The sequence below is a fragment of the Kitasatospora sp. NPDC051984 genome, from assembly GCF_044593455.1.
Lineage (GTDB): Bacteria > Actinomycetota > Actinomycetes > Streptomycetales > Streptomycetaceae > Kitasatospora.
Map to the genome: position 1 here is coordinate 412,096 of NZ_JBIUCB010000005.1, position 19,712 is coordinate 431,807.

Annotated in this window: 16 protein-coding genes and 4 tRNA genes; 15 read left to right on the top strand and 5 right to left on the bottom strand. The window is 73.2% G+C overall.

Going from position 1 to position 19,712, the window contains the following annotated elements; genetic code table 11:
* Positions 1-64: 64 nt before the first annotated feature.
* From ACIHEI_RS13345 to ACIHEI_RS13370, 6 genes are all read left to right on the top strand, one after another.
* Positions 65-430 carry an acyl carrier protein gene (locus ACIHEI_RS13345; RefSeq protein ID WP_396606713.1) on the top strand — a complete coding sequence of 122 codons (366 nt, stop codon included), beginning with the start codon at positions 65-67 and terminating at the stop codon, positions 428-430.
* Positions 431-432: 2 nt separating this feature from the next.
* Entirely contained in the window at positions 433-1,305 is an 873-nt protein-coding gene (locus ACIHEI_RS13350) for a hypothetical protein (RefSeq protein ID WP_396606714.1), read from the top strand.
* Positions 1,305-2,021, top strand: coding sequence for a 4'-phosphopantetheinyl transferase family protein (locus ACIHEI_RS13355; RefSeq protein WP_396606715.1), 717 nt, complete (start codon positions 1,305-1,307; stop codon positions 2,019-2,021). Before ACIHEI_RS13350 ends, ACIHEI_RS13355 begins: the two co-directional genes overlap by 1 nt.
* Positions 2,018-2,896, top strand: a complete 879-nt coding sequence (locus tag ACIHEI_RS13360) for an aminoacyl--tRNA ligase-related protein (protein ID WP_396606716.1) — start codon at positions 2,018-2,020, stop codon at positions 2,894-2,896. The genes ACIHEI_RS13355 and ACIHEI_RS13360 overlap by 4 nt, the downstream gene beginning before the upstream one ends.
* 4 nt (positions 2,897-2,900) lie before the next feature.
* Entirely contained in the window at positions 2,901-4,544 is a 1,644-nt protein-coding gene (locus ACIHEI_RS13365; RefSeq protein WP_396606717.1) for a condensation domain-containing protein, read from the top strand.
* 120 nt (positions 4,545-4,664) lie between these two features.
* Complete coding sequence (locus ACIHEI_RS13370) at positions 4,665-5,609, top strand: DUF5996 family protein (RefSeq protein WP_396606718.1); 945 nt, start codon at positions 4,665-4,667, stop codon at positions 5,607-5,609.
* 10 nt (positions 5,610-5,619) lie between these two features.
* On the opposite strand, the gene ACIHEI_RS13375 is transcribed toward ACIHEI_RS13370, so the two are convergent.
* Positions 5,620-7,137: an ArnT family glycosyltransferase gene (locus ACIHEI_RS13375; RefSeq protein WP_396606719.1), complete on the bottom strand. Its 1,518-nt coding sequence runs from the start codon at positions 7,135-7,137 to the stop codon at positions 5,620-5,622.
* A gap of 99 nt (positions 7,138-7,236) precedes the next feature.
* On the opposite strand from ACIHEI_RS13375, the gene murQ reads away from it, so the two are divergent.
* The gene (gene murQ, locus ACIHEI_RS13380; RefSeq protein WP_396606720.1) at positions 7,237-8,220 is read left to right on the top strand and encodes an N-acetylmuramic acid 6-phosphate etherase; all 984 of its coding nucleotides are present in this window, start codon (positions 7,237-7,239) and stop codon (positions 8,218-8,220) included.
* 5 nt (positions 8,221-8,225) lie between these two features.
* On the opposite strand, the gene ACIHEI_RS13385 is transcribed toward murQ, so the two are convergent.
* Positions 8,226-10,295: a SpoIIE family protein phosphatase gene (locus tag ACIHEI_RS13385; protein WP_396606721.1), complete on the bottom strand. Its 2,070-nt coding sequence runs from the start codon at positions 10,293-10,295 to the stop codon at positions 8,226-8,228.
* Positions 10,296-10,522: 227 nt separating this feature from the next.
* On the opposite strand from ACIHEI_RS13385, the gene ACIHEI_RS13390 reads away from it, so the two are divergent.
* Entirely contained in the window at positions 10,523-11,743 is a 1,221-nt protein-coding gene (locus tag ACIHEI_RS13390) for a sensor histidine kinase (protein WP_396606722.1), read from the top strand.
* 69 nt (positions 11,744-11,812) lie between these two features.
* Here the strand turns inward: ACIHEI_RS13390 and ACIHEI_RS13395 are convergent, their stop codons facing one another.
* Positions 11,813-12,457 carry a response regulator gene (locus tag ACIHEI_RS13395; protein ID WP_396606723.1) on the bottom strand — a complete coding sequence of 215 codons (645 nt, stop codon included), beginning with the start codon at positions 12,455-12,457 and terminating at the stop codon, positions 11,813-11,815.
* Between the two features lie 95 nt (positions 12,458-12,552).
* Here ACIHEI_RS13395 and ACIHEI_RS13400 point away from each other — a divergent pair, with 95 nt between their 5' ends.
* The 7 genes from ACIHEI_RS13400 to ACIHEI_RS13430 all read left to right on the top strand — a co-directional run bounded on the left by ACIHEI_RS13400 (position 12,553) and on the right by ACIHEI_RS13430 (position 17,692).
* A complete protein-coding gene (locus ACIHEI_RS13400) occupies positions 12,553-14,394 on the top strand; it encodes an AMP-binding protein (protein WP_396606724.1) in 1,842 nt (613 codons plus the stop codon).
* Between the two features lie 188 nt (positions 14,395-14,582).
* A tRNA-Glu gene (locus ACIHEI_RS13405) sits at positions 14,583-14,656 on the top strand.
* A gap of 12 nt (positions 14,657-14,668) precedes the next feature.
* Positions 14,669-14,741 (top strand) — tRNA-Gly (locus tag ACIHEI_RS13410).
* A 35-nt stretch (positions 14,742-14,776) separates the two neighbouring features.
* Positions 14,777-16,207 carry an SDR family NAD(P)-dependent oxidoreductase gene (locus tag ACIHEI_RS13415; RefSeq protein ID WP_396606725.1) on the top strand — a complete coding sequence of 477 codons (1,431 nt, stop codon included), beginning with the start codon at positions 14,777-14,779 and terminating at the stop codon, positions 16,205-16,207.
* 25 nt (positions 16,208-16,232) lie between these two features.
* Positions 16,233-16,305: transfer RNA gene (locus ACIHEI_RS13420), tRNA-Trp, on the top strand.
* Positions 16,306-16,317: 12 nt separating this feature from the next.
* A tRNA-Gly gene (locus tag ACIHEI_RS13425) sits at positions 16,318-16,390 on the top strand.
* A 78-nt stretch (positions 16,391-16,468) separates the two neighbouring features.
* Positions 16,469-17,692 (top strand): ribonuclease inhibitor, encoded by a 1,224-nt coding sequence (locus tag ACIHEI_RS13430; RefSeq protein ID WP_396606726.1) that lies wholly within the window; start codon positions 16,469-16,471, stop codon positions 17,690-17,692.
* Positions 17,693-17,699: 7 nt separating this feature from the next.
* Here ACIHEI_RS13430 and ACIHEI_RS13435 read toward each other — a convergent pair whose 3' ends face one another.
* Together ACIHEI_RS13435 and ACIHEI_RS13440 are read right to left on the bottom strand one after the other, a co-directional pair.
* Complete coding sequence (locus tag ACIHEI_RS13435) at positions 17,700-18,461, bottom strand: SDR family NAD(P)-dependent oxidoreductase (protein ID WP_387634126.1); 762 nt, start codon at positions 18,459-18,461, stop codon at positions 17,700-17,702.
* 50 nt (positions 18,462-18,511) lie between these two features.
* A complete protein-coding gene (locus tag ACIHEI_RS13440; protein WP_396606727.1) occupies positions 18,512-19,651 on the bottom strand; it encodes an acyl-CoA dehydrogenase family protein in 1,140 nt (379 codons plus the stop codon).
* Positions 19,652-19,712 lie beyond the last annotated feature (61 nt).

The window sequence follows — 19,712 nt, forward strand, 5'->3', positions numbered from 1 at the left end:
GATGGCGGCCGTGTGAGTGCCGCACCCGGCCCGCACATCCGGGCCCCGCCGACAGGGAATCGCCATGACCGACCCCGCCACCGACCGACCCACCGCCCCCTCGGAGCCGGCCGACCCCGCCACCGACCGACCCGCCGCCCCCTCGGACCCGGCCGACCACGCCATCGACCCCGAGCTGCGCTGCCGCGCACTCGACGGGATCATCCAGCTGCTGCCCCGCGTCCTCAAGCGCGAACTGCCCGAAGTCACCGAGAACGCCTGCCTGTTCGACGAGGTCGGACTGACCTCGGCCGCCACCCTGGAACTCATCCTCGAACTCGAGGACCACCTCGACGTGCAGATCGACGTCGAAGGCATCGACCAGGACGACCTCCGCTCGGTCGGCACCCTGGCCGGCTTCGTCGCCGGACACGTCATCGCCGAGGACTGAACGTGCGCGTCCGCGGACCGCTCCCCGCCACCACTCTGCCGCGCACCGCCTCCCCGCTGCGCCTGACCACCGCCCACTCCTTCGACCTGGCCGGCCACTCCCCACTCGCCACCGATCCCGACCTGCGCACCTTCACCGCCGACCTGGCCCGCCCCTACGGCGTGGCACTCGACGAGGGCGCGCTGACCGGGGCCCGCGGCCAGTCCTACCTCGTACTCGGTGAACTCGCCGTACGCGAACTCGTGGACGCGGCCCGGCCAGTCGATCTGCTGGTGCTGGTGTACGCCACACCCGACGTCCGACCCGGGCAGTCGGTGGCGGTCCAGCTCGCCGGAGCGTGCCCCGGCGAACCCCTCTCCTTCGCCGTCTGCGACGAGGGCGCCGGCGGCACGTTCAGCGCGCTCGCCATCGCCGACGCCTATGCCCGCACCGGCGGCGCGCGCCGCGCACTGCTGATCACCGTCGAACAGGCCGACCTGCACCACCGGCCGCACCGGCCGGCCCGGTTGCCGGATCGGCACTCCGCTGCGGCGCTGCTCTGGGAGGCCGATTGTCGCGGGCGTCCGCTTCAACTGCTGCTCAGTAAAGCGGATGTGACGGATCGTCAGAGTGAAGTAGCGTTGGCCGAGTTGTGCGCCGGACTGCCGGAGCGTTCGCTGCTCGTGTTCGGCCCCGGCCTCGCCGACGTCTCGGCCCCCGGCGGCGTGGAGGCCCGGCGGGCCCGCCCTGGCAACCCGTACACCGGCGGCTGGGCCGCGCTCGGCGACGCACTGGCCGACCCGCAGCTCGCGGGCCGCCCGCTCGCGCTCGCGGACCGGGAGCCCGAGACCGGCCGGCTCGACCTGGCCTGCTGGGCGCCCGAGGAGGCCGCCTGATGGTCGAGGTCTGGTTGATCGCCACCGACACCACTCCCGAACGGGCCCGCGCCCTGCTGGAGTTGCTCGACCCGGACGAACGCGACCGCGCAGCCCGCACCCCCGACGGCCCGCACCGCCACCGCTGGATCGCCGCGCACGCCGCCGCCCGCCGGCTGACCGCCGCGGCCGCGGGCGTTCCGCCGGAGCGTGTCCGGTGGCGGCGCGGCCCACACGGGCGGCCCGAACCCATCGGTTTGGAAAAGGAGTTGAGCGTCAACCTGAGTACCGCCGGCCCATGGGCGCTGTTCGCCGTCCAGCAACGCGCCGACGGAGACGGCGATATCGGCACGGACCTGGAACCCGTCCCGGCCGAGCAGGCCGCCGCCCGACTCGCCCGGCGCTACTACCCGCCGTCCGAAACCGGCGGCGGGGCCGCCGAGTTCGCCCTCCGCTGGACCCGCAAGGAGGCGTACACCAAGGCCTACGGCGGACGCCTCGCCGACGGCTTGCGCACCTGGGTCGGGCCGACCGGCGGCCCCGGTCCGTACCGGATCGACGGCCCGCTCGGGCCCTGCGCCGTCCACGACCTGCCCGCACCGTCCGGCTATCGGGCCGCCGTCGCCCGGACCGGCAGTCGGCTGCTCCGACCGACGCCGCTGAGCCACCCGCCGGATCTGGCCGAGGAGTTCGCCGCCCTCGACACGCCCACCCCCGCCCCCGGAGGCAGACCATGACCCGCCACCCAGACGACGCCACCCCGCTGCCGACCGCGGCCCCCGGCGTCCAACTCCAGTCCGCCGCCTACGAGAAGCTGCTCGCCGCTCTGCGCGAGTCGATCGCCCGGCTCGCCGACGACGAACCGTTCGAGCGGTTGGTCGTCCCGCCCGTGATCTCCCGCGCCACCATCGAACGGGCCGGCTACGTCGCCTCCTTCCCGCACCTGCTCGGCACCGTGCACAGCTACACCGGCAGCGCCGCCGACTGGCGGCAACTCGCCCCGCTGATCGCCGAGTCCGGCCCCTGGCACGCGCAGCAGACGGTGTCCGACCTGGTCCTGCTGCCCGCCGCGTGCTACCCCGTGTACGACACCCTCGCCGGTCAGGACCTCCAGCTCCCCGCCCGGTTCAGCGTCGAGGCGCAGTGCTTCCGGCAGGAGGCCACCGCCGAACCCGGCCGCCTGCGCACCTTCCGGATGGCCGAACTCGTCACGGCAGGCACCCCCGCGCACTGTCTCGACTGGCGCGAGCGCTGGCTGGAGCGGGTCGCCGCCTGGCTGGAGACGCTCGGGCTCAAGCCCTTGATCGAGCTGGCCGACGACCCGTTCTTCGGCGGCGGCCGCCGCCTCTACCAGGCTGCCCAGCGCGCCCAGGAGTTGAAGTTCGAGCTGCGCGTGCCCGTCGCCGACGGGCTGGTGCAGGCGATCGCCTCCGCCAACATCCACAAGGACCACTTCGGCGAAGCCTTCGCGTTCACCGCCGACGGCGCGCCCGGCCACACCGCCTGCACCGCCTTCGGCCTCGACCGGATCGCCCTGGCTCTGCTGCACGCCCACGGCCCCCGGCCCGTCGACTGGCCCCAGGCCATCAGAACCGCCCTGAACGGAGACTGAGTACGTGTCCCAACAGCAAGACGTCGTGGTGGAGTTCAGTGCAGACACACCCGAGGTGGAGGGCCCGCTCACCCTCGGCCAGGACAACATGATCCGCTGCCTGCGCCACGACGAACCCTCGCACATGAACAAGCAGGCCACCTGGGCCGTCCCCGCCGGCGCCGACCTGCCGACCTGCGAGCGCGCCTTGCAGATCCTCGCCGAACGCCACGCCGCCCTGCGCACCGTCTTCCCCGGCCCCGCCGACCGCCAGCCCGAACGCCAACGCGTCCGATCCGCAGGCGAGTTCAGCGTGCACGTCATTGCTCTGAGCGGCGACGAGGACCCGGCCGAGCATGCCGAACGGTTCTGCTGGGACGGTCGCCGCCAGGCCTTCGACCTGGCGGAAGACTTCCCGTTGCGGTGCGCTCTGCTCACCCGGCACGGCGTCCCCCTGCTGCTCGCGGTGGTCATCTGCCACGCCCAACTGGACGGCGTCGCCACCGGGTTGCTCTACCAGGAGTGGCTCACGCTGGCCGTCGGCGGCACCCTGCCGCCACCCACCGCGCCCACCCCCGTCGAGGTCGCCGGGCAGGAGAGGTCGAGCTCCGGGCAGCGCCGCACCCGCGCCGCCCTGCGGCACTGGGAGCACATCCTCGCCGACCAGCCGTCCGCCGTGTTCGCCGACGACCGGATCGGCCCCAACGACACCCTGCTGCCCACCCTCGGCGTCCGCTCACCCGCCGGCGCCGCCGCCCTCGCCCGCGCCGCCCAGCGCACCGGCGCCTCCAACTCGGCCGTCCTGCTCGCCTGTTACGCCGCCCTGGCCGCGCACCGCGCCGCCCGCACCACAGTCGTGATGGCCGCGCTCTCCGCCAACCGCCACCGTCCCGGCCTCGCCGGTCACATCGGCACCCTCGCCCAGGACGCCCTGCTCGCCGTCGACACCGACTGCCCCGACCTGGACACCCTGATCGGCCGCACCCAGGCCCAGGCGCTGTCCGGCTACTGGCACGCCACCTTCGACGCCGAACGCATCTGGCAACTCATCGAGGACGTCGCTCACCGCCGCGGCGCCCGGTTCGCCCGCCACGTCGTCGTCAACGACCTCAGCGCCACCGTCCCCGACGCCGTCGCCGCCACCAGACCCGACCCGCCCGCCGACCCCGACCTGGCCTGGTACCCCGCCGAACCCACCCCCACCCGGCTGATGCTCAACATCTGGCGCACCACCGGCTGCCTCGAGTTCACCCTGCACACCCACCCCGACGTCCTCGACCGCGACGAGACCGAACTCTTCGCCCACGCCCTGCTCCGCCTGCTCGACCTGGCCGGCCGCCGTACCGTCCGACTCGGCCCCGACGGTGAACTCGCCGCCCTGACCGGCCTCCCCGTCGGCCGCCGCGACAAGGGCCGCTGGCAGCAGCTCGGCACCAACTGGATCGACCTGGACGCCGTCACCGACCTGCTGCGCACCGCACTCGATGCCAGGAACGTCGAAGTGGACGTCCAGGAGGGAGAGTTGACGGCGACAGTCGACATCGGAGAGGCGACAATCACTCCCGAACAGGCGCACGCCGCCGTGGTGGCCGCACTGCCCGGGCACGACACCGCGATGGCACCGCATCGCTATGTCCTCAACGGTGGCAGCGGCAGCGGACGGGACTGACCGCGCACCCGGGTGGAGCAGTCTCCCGGCCACCCGGGCGCGTCGTGCCCGGGCGGCGCGGGCCGCCCCGTGAGGATGGGACGCGACACCGTCCCCAACTCACCTCAGCCGGAGCCCACCATGGAGCTGTTCCCGCCCCTGCCCCTGGAGTCCTGGCGGGACACCAAGGAGACCCTGCACCGATTCGCCCAGGTCATCGGCAAGATCCGGCTGGCCGGCAGCCCCCGCCGCAACCACTGGTGGAACGTGCCCTTCCACCTCACCGGACGCGGTATCACCACCCGCCCCACCGGCCCGACCCGCGGCGGCGACGCCTTCACCATCGACTTCGACTTCACCGACCACCGGCTGTACATCCGCACCCTCGACGGCGCCGAGGACTCGTTCCCGCTCACCGGCCGCTCCGTCAGCGACTTCTACCGCGACACCCTGCGGGCACTCATCCACCTCGACATCGACATCGTCCCCGAGCACCCCTACCCGTACGACCTGCCCGACGCGCACCGCCCGTTCGCCGACGACGACGAACACCGCAGCTACGACCCGGCCGCCGTCACCACCTACTGGCACATCCTCAGCCAAGTCGCCCTGCTGCTGGAGGAGTACGCCGCCGGCTACTCCGGCAAGACCAGTCCCGTGCACCACTTCTGGCACACCTTCGACCTCGCCGTCACCCGCTTCTCCGACCGCGAGATCGACCAGCCCACCGCCGTTGATCCCGTCACCCGCGAGGCCTACTCCCGCGAAGTCATCAGCGCCGGCTTCTGGTTCGGCGACGACAACGTCCCCGAGCCCGCCTTCTACTGCTACACCGCCCCCGAACCCGCCGACCTGACTGCTCGCCCCCTGCACCCCGCCGCCGCCTCCTGGGCCACGAGCCGCGGCAGCCACCTCGCCCTCCTCAAGTACCAGGACGTCCGAACCGCCGCCGACCCCTGGGCGACCGCACTCGACTTCCTCGAATCGGCCTACCGCGCCGGCGCCGACCTGGCCGGCTGGGGCCGCGAACGCGAATGCCCGGGCGGCGTGACCGACACCGTGCTGCGGGTCGAGCCGTCGGCCTAGCCGGTTCGGATCAGTAGAAGTGCCGTAGCTGGGGCCAGAGTTGGGACCAGGGTAGGCGCGGGCCCGTGCACAGCAGGACCGGGGCGTTCTGCTCCTCGTTGGCCAGGCTGTGGCCGTTGTCGACCCGGGCGACGTCGTGGCAGTCGGTGAAGGCCTGCTCGACCTGCGGGTAGGGCGCGGGGCGGATCAGCAGGACGGGGCCGGTCGCGGAGTCCGGCGGCGGGCCCCAGTCCGCGAACGACATGTGGCCCGAATACGGCACGGGCAGACCGTACTTGGCGCCGTAGCGGGCCAGCGCTCCTGCCTCGCCGTAGTTGGTGGTGAAGACCACGGCCCGGCTCCGCTGCTCGGGTGGGATCGCCGCCCAGCCCGTGCCCGCCGCCTCGGCCAGCTCCGGCCAGCCGACCTGCTCCGCCGACTCCTTGTACACCCAGGCCACGGCCGGGAGTTGATGTGCGGGAAGCACCGGCAGGGTGATCACCGAGTTCAGCGTCGCCGCGAGCAGCAGCAGTCCCACCAGCCGTACCCGGCTGCGCCGCACCGGCCACGCCCGGTCGGCCACCGGCTGGCACCCGGCCGCCATGACCAGCAGCAGTGGGGGCAGCGCGTAGTAGGGCTTGCCGCCGAGCAGCAGCACCAGCGCGGACAGGCCCAGGTAGCCGAACGCCAGCGGCCGCGCCCAGCGCAGCTCGGGCTCCTGCCGCAGGCGGCGCAGGCCGCCCAGCCACACCGTCACCAACACCGGTGACAGGTACAGCAGTTGCATCGGCACGAAGGTCAACCGGTTGGCCAGGCCGTCCTGCCCGCTGATGCCCGAGGCCACCGTCAGCTGCGGCCAGCCGTGCGTGGCCTGCCAGTAGAGGTTCGGCGCGGCCACCAGCAGCGCCAGCAGCGCACCCAGCGGCAGCCAACGCCCGCGCAGTACCTGCTGGTTGCCGGTGAACCAGATGGCCGGCAGCAGCGCCGCCGCCAGCAGCAGCACCAGGTCCTTGTTGAGCAGCGCGACACCCACCGCCGCACCGATCGGCACCCACCAGCGGCGGTCACCGGTGCGCAGCAGCCGCAGGACCAGCACGCCGATGCCCGTCCAGGCGAACAGGTCGAAGCTCGCCGTGGACAGCATGTGGCCGAGCGCCAGCACTATCGCCGAAACCGCCGCGCCTGCCGCCGCCAGCACCTGGCCGCCCCGGCGCGCCCCCAACTCCCGTGCGGCCAGAGCCGTCAGGACGATCGTGGCGGCGGCCAGCAGCACCGCGACCACCCGCAGACCCGCCGGGCTCTCGCCGAACAGCGCCGTCGACAGCCGGGCCAACAGCGGTGTCAGCGGCGGCTGGTCGACATAGCCCCAGGCCAAGTGCCGCCCGGCGGCCAGGAAGTAGAGCTCGTCCCGGTGGAAGCCGTACCGCCCCGTCAATGCCAGTTCGAGCGCCGCGACACCCGCCGCGACGGCGAGCACCGGCCCGAACGCGAATCGCGACAGCCTCGTGGGCGTGGCGACGCTGGTGGATCCATCCCCCCGAATGTCCATGCCGGGGAGTGTGACAGATGCGGCGGGCCGTGCCGCTTCATGAACGGTAAAAACCTGAACGATTGTTCGGCCACGGCCGTCCGGTTAGGCTCGGGCGCTGTGAACGGCACCCCGCACCCCAGTGACCCGCCCATCTCGTCCAGCGCGGACCTCAACCGGCCTGTTGCCGCGGACCTGGCCGCGCTCGCCGGGCTGGCCACCGAGACCCGGCGGCCCGAGCACGCGGGGATCGACCTGCTGCCGACGCTGGAGATCGCCCGGCTGATGAACGCCGAGGACCGCACCGTCCCGGACGCGGTCGCCGCCGAGCTGCCCGCGATCGCGGCCGCCATCGACGCGATCGCCGAACGGATGGGCCGCGGCGGCCGGTTGATCCACGCCGGCGCCGGAACGGCCGGCCGGCTCGGCGTTCTCGACGCCGCGGAATGCCCGCCGACCTTCAACACCGCGCCCGGCGAGATCGTCGCGCTGATCGCCGGCGGCCCCGCCGCCTTCACCGCCGCCGTCGAGAACGCCGAGGACGACCGCGCCGCCGCCGTCGCCGACCTCGACGCCCTGCAACTCACCGCCGCCGACACCGTGGTCGGCATCTCCGCCTCCGGCCGCACCCCGTACGCCGTCGCCGCCGTCGAGCACGCCCGCAGCCTCGGCGCGCTCACCGTCGGCCTCTCCGGCAACCGCGATTCCGCGCTGGGCACCGCCGCCGAGCACGGCATCGAGGTCGTCACCGGCCCCGAACTGCTCACCGGATCCACCCGGTTGAAGGCCGGCACGGCGCAGAAGCTGGTGCTCAACATGATCTCGACGATCACCATGATCCGGCTCGGCAAGACCTACGGAAACCTGATGGTCGACCTCCGCGCCACCAACGAGAAACTCCGCGACCGCAGCCGCCGCATCGTCGCCCTCGCCACCGACGCCGAAACGGCCGCCGTCGCCGCCGCACTGGACGCCACCGGCGGCAAGGTGAAGGACGCCATCCTGCTGCTGCTCGCGGATGTCGACGCCACCACCGCGGCCGCGCTGCTCACCGCGCACGGCGGACGCCTGCGCGAGGCCGTGCAGGCCGCCCTCAAGAACTGACGGGATCAGAGCTGCTGTTCGGCCCAGATGGTCTTGCCGCGCGGCGTGTGCCGGGTACCCCAGTTCCGGCACAGCTGCGCGACCAGCAGCAGACCGCGGCCGCCCTCGTCGTAGGTGCGGGCCCGGCGCAGGTGCGGGGCCGTGCTGCTGGCGTCCGACACCTCGCAGATCAGGGTCCCGCCGTCCCGGATCAGCCGCAGGCCGATCGGCGGCAGGCCGTAGCGGACCGCGTTGGTGACCAGCTCGCTGACCACCAACTCGGTGACGAACGCGGCCTCTTCGAGCCCCCAGTCGGTGAGCGTCATGGTGGCCAGTTTGCGGGCCCGCGCCACCTCCGCCGGGTCGCGCCGCAACTCCCAACCGGCGACGTCCTGTTCGTGCAGTGCCCGGGTGCGGGCCAGCAGCAGTGCGACGTCGTCGCTGGGCGCGGCCGAGCCCAGCGTCGCGTCCAGCACCCGGTTGCACAGCGCCTCCAGCGAACCTGTGGGCTCGGCGAGCGCCGACGCCAGCCCGTCCAGGCCCAGCGCCGGATCGCCGTGCAACTCCGAGGCCCGCAGCAGGCCGTCCGTGTACAGCGCCAGTACGCTGCCCTCCGGTACGGCCAACTCCATTGACTCGAACGGCAGTCCGCCGAGGCCGAGCGGCGGTCCCGGCGGCAGCTCCGGGAACGTCACCGCGCCGTCCGGGTCGACCAGTACCGGACCGGGATGGCCCGCCCGGGCCATCGTGAACGTCCGCCCCACCGGGTCGTACACCGCGTACAGGCAGGTCGCGCCCACGCTGCCGCCCGCCCAGGTGGTGGCGCTGTCCGGCAGTTCCTCCAGATCGATCCGCAGCACCAAGTCGTCGAGGTGGGTGAGGAGTTCGTCCGGCGGCATGTCGATGTCGGCGAGCGTCCGGACCGCCATCCGGAGCCGGCCCATCGCCGCCGACGCGGGCACCCCGTGCCCCACCACGTCACCCACCACCAGCGCCACCCGGGCGCCCGACAGCGCGATCACGTCGAACCAGTCGCCGCCCACGCCGTCCCGGCTGTTCACCGGCAGATAGTGGAACGCCACCTCCACCGCCGCCTGCCGGGGCGTCCGGGCGGGCAGCAGCGAACGCTGCAACGCGAGCGCGGTGTCCCGCTGCTGGGTGTATTGGCGGGCATTGTCCACGGACAGCGCGGCTCGCGCCGTCAACTCCGTGGCCAGCACCAGATCGTCGTCGTCGAACGCCTCCTGCGTACGGTGCCGCAGGAAGATCGCCACGCCCAGCGTCACCCCGCGTGCCGTCATCGGCACCAGCAGCGAGGAATGGATCCCGAACCTCTCCACCGACCGCAGCCGCCGCGGCTCCTGCTGCATCCACGCCTGCATCTTCTGATCCCGCATGTCCGTCCGCACCGGCCGGCCCGCGGACAGCACCTGCGCCATCGGCGACTCCGTGAGGATCACGTCGCGCGCCCCCATGGCCACCGCCGACTCCGGGCAGCCCGGTAGCACCGACTGCTGCGCCACCCGGTAGAACACCAGGCCCGCGCTGGACGGCGGACCGCTGCCGAACACCGTCTCCAGCAGGTCCACGCCGACGAAGTCTGCGAAGTCCTCCGTGCCGACATCCGCCAACTCCTGGGCGGTGCGCTGAACTTCGAGGGTCGAACCGATCCGCAGACCGGCCTCGCCGAGCAGTGCCAGGCGACGCCGGGCCAGATCCTCCGGGCCGGCCTTCCGCTCGGACACCTCGGTGATCGCGGCCGGCGGATCCGCCCCCAGCGGCTGCAACGGCTGCGCGGACACCACCCAGCTCTGCTCGCCGCTCGCGGTCAGCACCGGGACGATCGCCAGCTCCACCGCCACCGGATCGCGCTCCGCGCGGGTCAACCGGACCATGCCGGTGAACGGTTGGCGGCGAACCACCGCGCGCAGGACGGCGATCGGCGCGTCACCGGCGAGCAGATCGAACGCGGAACGCCCCAGTACCCGGTCGGCCGAGAACCCCGACATGCGCTCGGCCGCCGCCGACCATCCCGTGATCGAGCCGTCGCCGTCCACCGTCGCAGTAGCCGCACGGCCCGGTACCCGTGTCGCCATGTCCGCACATTCCCCTTCGGTGCAGCAACCCCCAGGCCATGCCTTCAGCATCGCCCCGCGACACAGACGCCTCAAACCGCCACGCCGAGCCGGAGCCGGGGCCGCGTGCTGTTGCGGGAGCTCGAACGCGGTGGTAGCGCCCGGCTTCGCAGGCCGGATGTGCGGCGTTGATCGGACGGTGTGATCAGCGGATCGGTCGGATGTGTGGACCCGGTACGCTGCCGCGCATGAACGGCGGTGGCGGAAGCGAACGGGAGGCCGAGGTGCTGGCCGCGCTCGCCGAACTGGACCGGATCGAACGCGCACGGAACCACCGGATCGGAATGCTGGACGCCCGGCGCACCCTCCGGGCCGTCGCCGAACGGGCCCGCACCGAGCACGGCTTCGAACTCGGCCTCGGCGGCCTGGTGGAGGGCCGCGACCTGGTGCTGCGGGCCTGGTCGGGGACGCTCCACACCACCCTGCACGACCTGCGGATCCCGCTCGGACTCGGCGTCGGCGGCCGGGTGGCGGCCGTCGGCAGCGCCGTCGTGGTCCGCGACTACTACCGCTCCAGCCGGATCACCCACGACTTCGACCAGCAGGTCGGCAGCGAAGCCGTCACCGGCATGATCGGCCTCCCGATCGGCACCGGCCCCGCCCGCGGCGTCCTCTACGGCGCCATCCGCGGCAGCGGCCAGATCGGCGACAGCGCCATCGACGGACTGACCCGACTCGCCCACCTCGCCACCCTCGCCGTGGACGTCGCCGACGGCGCCGCCACCCTCGCCGACGCCGCCGTCACCGGCGAACGCCGCCGGATCGCCGCCGAACTGCACGACGGCGTCGGCGCCATGCTGTTCGGCCTCGGCAGCTCCGTCCGCGACCTGCGCGCCGACACCGCCCAGCACCCCGAACTCGCCGACCGCCTGCGCCGCCTCGAACGCGAACTCGGCGACGCCGCCGCCACCCTGCGCGCCTCCGTCGCCCGCCTCCACCACGACCGGCCCGCCGGCCCCGACAGCACAGCCTCCGACGGCGACCGGCTTGCGGCGGACCTCGCCGAGACACTCCGCGACTTCGAACGACGCACCGGCACCCCCGCCACCTTCGTGCCCATCGGACCCGCCCCGCGCCTGGACGCCGCACGCGCCGCCCTGCTGCGCCGCACCGTCGCCGAGGGCCTGCTGAACGTCGAGAAACACGCCCGGGCCGACTCGGTCGCCGTCACCCTCACCCACGACCGCAACCGACTCGGCCTCGCCGTCATCGACGACGGACCCGGCCCGGAACCCAACGGGAAACCGCTTTCCCGCTGGGGTTCGGCCCCGCACGCACCCGCCACCGGCGCAGGCCTGCCCGCCCTGCGGGCCCAGTACGAACGCCTCGGCGGCACTGTCCACCTGCACAGCGACGAGGACGGCACCACCCTGCGCGGCGAACTCCCGCTCCCCGCCCCGCCGGCCTGATGGCGCGGCCCGACCGCCTGCCCCGCCGGCCTGACGGCCGGGCCTGATTGGACGCCCCGGCCGTTCCGGTCAGAGCAGCTGCTCCTGCTGCGCCCGCCGGATCGCCTCGACCCGGTTGCGGGCCCCGAGCTTCTGCATCGCCGTCTGCAGATACGTCTTCACGGTGTTCCGGGCCAGCCCGAGCTCCTCGGCGATCTCCGGGTTGGTACGGCCCGTCGCGGCCGACCGGATCACCTCGTACTCGCGCCGGCTGAGCGACAGCCGGAACAGCCGGGCCTGCAACTGGGCCGGGGCCGAACCGTTCAGGCGCGGGTCCATCACCCGCCCACCCGCCGCGGCCAGCCGCAGCTGGGCGACCAGGTCGGTGTCCGTGACGTCCTTCAGCAGGCAGCCGTGCGCACCGGCCGCAAGGGCAGCGGAAAGCGCATTCCGGTCCTCGAACGCAGTGAAGATCACCACCCGCGCATCCGGTGCGGCCGCCCGCAGCAGCGGCACGGTGCGCGAACCCGGCAGGTCCGGCAGCCGCAGATCCAGCAGCACCACGTCAGGGTGCAGCGTCGCGGCCAGCGCCACGCCCTCGCGCGCCGTCCGGGCCGAGCCGACCACGGACACGTCCTCGGCCCGCCGAATCAGCGCGGACACGCCGTCGCACACCACTGGATGGTCGTCGACCACCAGGACCCGTACGGTACGACCAGTGGAGCCATCCGCCATCCGAGCGAACTCTCCTCTCCAGGTGGGGGGACCGCAGGCTTGCGACCGGCGGAAATATTGGGTGCGACGGTAACTGAACGCAGAGGGGTCAGGCCATGGGCTCAGCCGAGAACGTCGATAACAATGAGCAACTGCCGTCCCGGCCGGGCGACGGTGCAACCACCGCGGCAGGCTCCGGGGCGCGGCTCGACCGCGCCGCGTCGGTGGCCAACTTCCGGGCCGCCCGCGAGGTGCTGTGGCAGCATGCCACCGACTACGACACCGCGTACCGCACCTTCCAATGGCCCGAGTTGGGCGAGTTCAACTGGGCGCTCGACCACTTCGACCCGATGGCGCGCGGCAACGACCGGGCCGCGCTGTGGGTGGTCGAGGCGGACGGCAGCGAGCGCATCCACAGCTTCGACCAGCTCGCCCGCCGCTCCGACCAGGTCGCCAACCACCTGCGCGCGCTCGGCCTCGGGCGAGGCGACCGAGTGCTGGTGATGCTCGGCAACGTCAGCGAACTGTGGGAGGTGATGCTCGGAGCGATCAAGCTCGGCGTGGTGCTGATCCCCGCCACCCTGCTGCTGTCCGCCGAGGACCTCGCCGACCGCCTGGAACGCGGCGAGGTGCGCGCCGTGATCGCCGCCGCCGAGGTCACCGACCGCTTCGCCGGCCTCCCCGGCGCCCCGCTGCGGATCGCCGTCGGCGCGACCGGTGGTGCGACCGGCGGTGCGACCGGCAGCAGCGCGACCGTCGGCGGCGAGCCCGTCGAGGGCTGGCACGACTACGCGGAGGTCGACAACGCCGCCGAGGAGTTCACCCCCGAGGGCGTCACGCTCGCCGACGACCCGCTGCTGCTGTACTTCACCTCCGGCACCACCTCGAAGCCGAAGCTGGTCGAGCACACCCACGCCTCGTATCCGGTCGGCCACCTGTCCACCATGTACTGGATCGGGCTGCGCCCCGGCGACATCCACCTCAACATCTCCTCGCCGGGCTGGGCCAAGCACGCCTGGAGCAACCTGTTCGCGCCGTGGAACGCCGAGGCCACCGTCCTGGTCTTCAACTACGGCCGGTTCGACGCCCAGCAGTTGCTCGAGGTGATCGCCCGCTGCCGGGTCACCACGCTGTGCGCCCCGCCCACCGTCTGGCGGATGCTGATCCAGGCCGACCTGGGCGCGCACCGCACCGAACTGCGCGAACTCGTCGGCGCCGGCGAACCGTTGAACCCCGAGGTGATCGAACAGGTCCGCGCCGCCTGGGGGTTGACCATCCGGGACGGCTTCGGCCAGACCGAGACCACCTGCCAGATCGGCAACAGCCCTGGCCAGCCCGTCCGCCCCGGCTCGATGGGACGGCCGCTGCCCGGCTACCGGGTCGCCCTCCTCGACGCGGACGGAAAGCCCGGCGAGGAAGGCGAGTTGAGCCTCGACCTGGCCCACCGCCCGCTCGGCCTGATGCGCGGCTACCGGGGCGACCCGGAGCGCACCGCCGACGCCATGCGCGACGGCCACTACCGCACCGGCGACGTCGCCGCGCGGGACGCCGACGGATACATCACGTACGTGGGCCGCGCCGACGACGTGTTCAAGGCCAGCGACTACCGGATCTCCCCGTTCGAGCTGGAGAGCGTCCTGATCGAACACCCCGCCGTCGCCGAGGCCGCCGTCGTCCCCTCGCCCGACCCGCTGCGCCTGGCCGTCCCCAAGGCGTACGTGGTGCTGGTCGACGGCCGCACCCCCAGCCCCGAACTCGCCCGCGACATCCTCGCGTTCACCCGCGAGAAGCTCAGCGCCTACAAGCGCATCCGCCGCCTCGAGTTCGCCGACCTGCCGAAGACCATCTCCGGCAAGATCCGCCGCGTCGAACTGCGCACCCACGAGGCCGACCGCACCGAGAACCGCAACCCGAACGAGTACTGGGACAGCGACTTCCCGGAGCTCCGCCAGGGCTGAGCACGCCTGCTCCGCCGAACGGGAAACCGCTTTCCGCGTGCCCTCGCCGACTTGTTGGCAGGGGCGTGCGGAAAGCGGTTTCCCGTTGGGTTGGGGGCCAAAGCGGAAAGCGGTTTCCCGTTGCGTCGGGGCGGAGCGGAAAGCGCTTGCCGACCGCCCCGCGCGGACCGGTAATATCCTCCCAACCTCCCGGGCGTAGCGCAGAGGCAGGCGCGCCGCGCATTCATCGCGGACCACGCCGGTTCGAATCCGGCCCCCGGGAGGCTCGGGCGTCGGGCCCGTAGCGCAGAGGCAGACGCGCCGCTTGGCCAAAGCGGAACACGCCGGTTCGAATCCGGTCGGGCCCGGCCTCGTTGACGCACCGCCACCCGGAGGACCCCCGATGAGCACGCCCGCGCCGGACGAGACGGTTGAGACGGACGAGACGGACGAGACGGTCGACCCCCACGGCCCCACCGAGGCGGAACTCGCCGCGCTCGACCGCACCATCCGGCAGCTTCGCGCCCTCCCCGCCGACCACCCGTCGCGACTGCGCGCCGAACGCGTCGCCGAGTCCTTCGTCCGCGACGGCCGCCAGCAGCGTCGCCGCGAACGCCGCACCGAGGCCGCCCTCGCCGACACCGAACTGACCGCCGCCACCGCCACCGGCGGCGCCGCCCGCCGCGAGGACGCCCCGCTGCCCACCGCCGCCGGGCACACCCCGATCGGTGAACTCGCCCGCCCCCAGCGCTGCTACGTCTGCAAGCAGTTCTACCGGCAGGTCGACGGCTTCTACCACCGCCTCTGCCCCGACTGCGCCACCGACCACACCGCCCGCCGCAGGCTCTGCACCGACCTGGCCGGGCGGCGCGTCCTGCTCACCGGCGGACGTGTCAAGATCGGCTTCCAGCTGGCTCTGATGATGCTGCGCGACGGCGCCGAGCTCATCGTCACCAGCCGCTTCCCGCACGACACCCTTCGCCGCTTCCAGGCCGCGCCGGGCAGCGACCGCTGGCTGCACCGGCTCCGGATCGTCGGCATCGACCTGCGCGACCCGCGCCAGGTCCTCGGCCTGTGCGAGCAACTGCGCGCCGAGGGGCGGCCGTTGGACATCCTGGTGAACAACGCCGCGCAGACTCTGCGCCGCCCGCCGGAGTCGTACGCGCTGCTCGCCGCCGGGGAGCGTGGCACGGTACCCGCGCAGGTCGGGCACGCGCCCGGATTCCGCCCGATGCCCGCCCTCGTCACCGCCTGGCCCGCCGCCGAACTGGTCTCCGTGGAAAGCGCGTTGGTGCTGCCCGGGGTCACCGCCACGGCGGTGGACGAGGCCGGGCTGCTGCCCGACACCGCCCCGCAGAACTCCTGGTCGGCGACGCTCGGCGGACTCGACCCGGCGGAGGTACTGGAGACCCAACTGGTCAACGCACTCGCCCCCGCACTGCTCTGCGACCGGCTGCTGCCGCTTCTGGAGGCATCCCCGCACCCCGCCCGCTACATCGTCAACGTGACGGCGGTGGAAGGCCGTTTCGCGGTCCGCAACAAGATGCCCGGCCACCCCCACACCAACATGGCCAAGGCCGCGCTCAACATGCTCACCCGCACCAGCGCCGCCGAACTCGCCGACCGCGGCGTCTACATGTGTGCGGTCGACACCGGCTGGATCACCGACGAGAACCCGGCGCCCAAGAAGTCCCGGCTGGCCGACCACGGCTTCCGCACCCCGTTGGACATCGTGGACGGCGCGGCCCGCGTCTACGACCCGATCGTGCGAGGCGAGGCAGGCGAGCCGTTCGTGGGCGTCTTCCTGAAGGACTATCGAGTGGCGGAGTGGTGAACGCAGCCCGTACCATCGCCGCGACGGGGCCGTAGCACAGAGGCAGGTGCGCCGGTCTCCAAAACTGGAAGACGTCGGTTCGAATCCGACCGGCCCCGTCACCTCGGGGAGGGGTCGTAGCACAGCGGCAGATGCGTCGGCTTGCCAAGCCGGAGGACGCCGGTTCGAATCCGGCCGGTCCCGCACCCGGAGGCAGCGCCCCGGCGCGATGGCCCGGCGCGACGGCCCGGAACGACCGAGTGAGTACGGCAAGGAGCGGAAGTGGTGCAGGAGTTCGCCGGAGTCCCGTCGGTCGTGCCCCGCCCGGTCGGCGAACTCGCCCCGCTGCTGGCCTGGTTGCGCACCGGCGCCGGCACCGACCGGCGGATCGACTTCCCGGCCGGCACCGCCCTGCCGGACGGCCGACTCGACCTGTGCAAGCAGCAACTCGGCCCACACGGCGCACAGTTGGTCGCCGACGCCCTCGCCGAAGCAGCCGAAGCGGCCGAAGCAGCCGGCGCAGCCCGGACGGCCCCCGACGGCGGTGAGGCCCCCGTCCGGCACCTGCTGCTCGGCACCGACGGCCTCGGCGACGACGGCGCGGCCGCTTTCGCCGAACGCGCCGCCGAAATACCCGTCCGCACCCTCTACTTGGGCTGCAACGGCATCACCGCCGCCGGTGCCTGCCGGATCGCCGACCGGCTGCGCGCCTCCACCCAGACCGTCCGCGCGCTCTGGCTCAAGCGCAACCCGCTCGGCATCCGGGCCGGCCAGGCTGCCGCCGAACTGATCGCGGCCGTCGAGCAGTTGCGCACCCTGGACCTGGTGCAGACCGGCCTGGACGCGGCCGGCCTGACCGTCCTCGTCGATGCCCTGCTGGCCGGCGGTCGGCACTTCGAACGGCTCTACTTCAGCGGAAACCCGCTCGGCCCGGCCGGAGCCGAACCACTGGCCCGGCTGATCGCCGCCGGCGCCACCGACGAGCTGTACGCCGCCGCGGCCGGCCTCGGCGACGACGGCGCGCACACCCTCGCGGCCGCGCTGCGCACCGCCCCGCACGGGCGGCTGCGCCGCCTCTCGCTGGCCAGCTCAGGTCTCGGGCCGGTCGCCGCAGCCGAGTTGACGGCCGCCGCGGCCGCCGCCGGAGTGGAACTGCTCGATCTGGGCCGGGTCCCGGCCGCCCACGTGCTGGGCGCCGCCGACAACCGGATCGACCTGGCCGCCGCCGACCGGATCGGGGCCGCGCTGGCCGCCGCCCCGCACCGCCTCGACCACCTGGTGCTTACGCACACCGGCCTCCGCAGCCGCGAGGCGCACCGCCTGCTCGACCACGCCGCGGTCGCCGCGTCCCCCACCCGCTACGTGCTGGGCAAGGGCATCGCGAGCAGCATCCGCAGCCGCCTGAACACCCTCAGCGCCACCGTCCCCGCGCCCGTCCCCGCCCCGGACGTGGCGGCGGTGCACAGCGTGCACCGCACCGCCGCGCCCGGAGCGGAACAGGGCTGAGCAGGCGTCAGCGCGCGGACATCCGCAGCGCGCCGTCCATCCGGATCGTCTCGCCGTTGAGGTAGTCGTGGTCGGCGACCATGGCCACCAGGCGGGCGTACTCCTCGGGGTGGGCGAGGCGCTGCGGGAAGGTGACGGTGGCGGCCAGGCCGGATCGGATCTCGTCGGAGAAGCCCGCCATCATCGGGGTGTCGACGATGCCGGGCGCGATGGTGACGACGCGGATGCCGAACTGGGCGAGGTCGCGGGCGGCGGTGATGGTCATCCCGGCGACGCCGGCCTTGGACGCGGCGTACGCGATCTGGCCGACCTGGCCCTCGAACGCCGCGATGGACGCGGTGTTGACGACCAGGCCGCGCTGGCCGGTCTCGTCCGGCTCCTGGCCGGACATCGCCTCGGCGGCGAGCCGCATCACGTTGAAGGTGCCGATCAGGTTGACGTTCAGCACGGTGCGGAACAGGTCCAGGTCGTGCGGGCCGCGGCGGCCGACGATCCGGGCGGACGGGGCGATGCCCGCGCAGTTGACGGCCAGGCGCAGCGAGTGGCCGTCGAAGGCGATCCGGGCCAGCGCGTCGCGGACGGGCTGTTCCTCGGTGACGTCCGCGCCGAGCAGGGTCACGCCCTCGGGCTGGGCGGGGGCGGACTCGACGGCCTTGGGCAGGTCCAGGCCGTAGACGTGGGCGCCGAGGCCGGCCAGGTGGGCGGCGGTGGCCGCGCCGAGGCCGGAGGCGGCACCCGTGACCAGGGCGGCGGTACCGGTGAGCTGCATGCTGGAAAGCCTTTCCGAACGGATGGTGACGAACCGACTGGGGGAGTGGGTCAGCGAGCGAACTGGCGGCTGATCACCAGGCGCTGGATCTGGTTGGTGCCCTCGAAGATCTGCATGATCTTCGCCTCGCGCATGTACCGCTCGACCGGGAAGTCCCGGGTGTAGCCGTAGCCGCCGAGCACCTGCACCGCGTCGGTGGTCACCTTCATCGCGGCGTCGGTGGCGATCAGCTTGGCCACGCTGGCCTGGCGGCTGAACGGGCGGCCGAGGTCGCGGCGGCGGGCCGCGTCCAGGTAGGTGGCGCGGGCGGAGTCCACGGCGGCGGCCATGTCGGCGAGCAGGAAGCCCAGGCCCTGGTGGTCGACGATCTTGCGGCCGAAGGTGGTGCGCTCGTTGGCGTACGCGACGGCGGTGTCCAGCGCGGCCTGGGCGAGGCCGGTGGCGCAGGCGGCGATGCCGAGGCGGCCCGAGTCGAGGGCGGAGAACGCGATGGACAGGCCCTGCCCCTCGGTGCCGATCAGGCGCTCCGGCCCGAGCAGCGCACCGTCCCAGTAGGCGGCCGTGGTCGGCACGCCGTTGAGGCCCATCTTCTCCTCCGGCGGGCCGAAGGTCAGGCCCTCGGCCTCGCCGGGCGCCAGGAAGCAGGAGATGCCGTGCGCGCCGGGCGCGGTGCGGGCGAACAGGGCGTAGAAGTCGGCCTTGCCGCCGTGGGTGATCCACGCCTTGGTGCCGGTGATCCGGTACCCGTCCTCGACGGGTTCCGCCTTGCAGGTCAGCGCGGCCGCGTCGGAGCCCGCCTGCGGCTCGGACAGGCTGTAGCCGCCGATCAGTTCACCGGCGAGCATCCGGGGCAGCCACTGCTCCTTCTGCTCCGGCGTGCCGAACGCGTTCAGCGGGTGGCAGGCCAGGGTGTGCACGCTGGTGGCGACCGCGACGGCCGCCCAGCGCGACGCCAGCTCCTCCAGCACCTGGAGGTACACCTCGTAGGGCTGCCCGCCGCCGCCGAACTCCTCCGAGTACGGCAGGCCGAGCAGGCCGGCCTGGCCGAGCAGCGCGAACAGGCCCTCCGGGTACAGCTCCTGCTTCTCGTGGGACTCGACCTTCGGGGCGAGTTCCTTGTCGGCGAGCTCGCGGGTCAGCGCGATCAGGTCGGCGGCTTCCTCGGTGGGAAGCAGGCGGTCCACGGCCATGTTCCGGCTCCAAGCGGTACGCAAAGCGGTACGTCAGTACCGGTGAGGGTAGCGCAGCAGA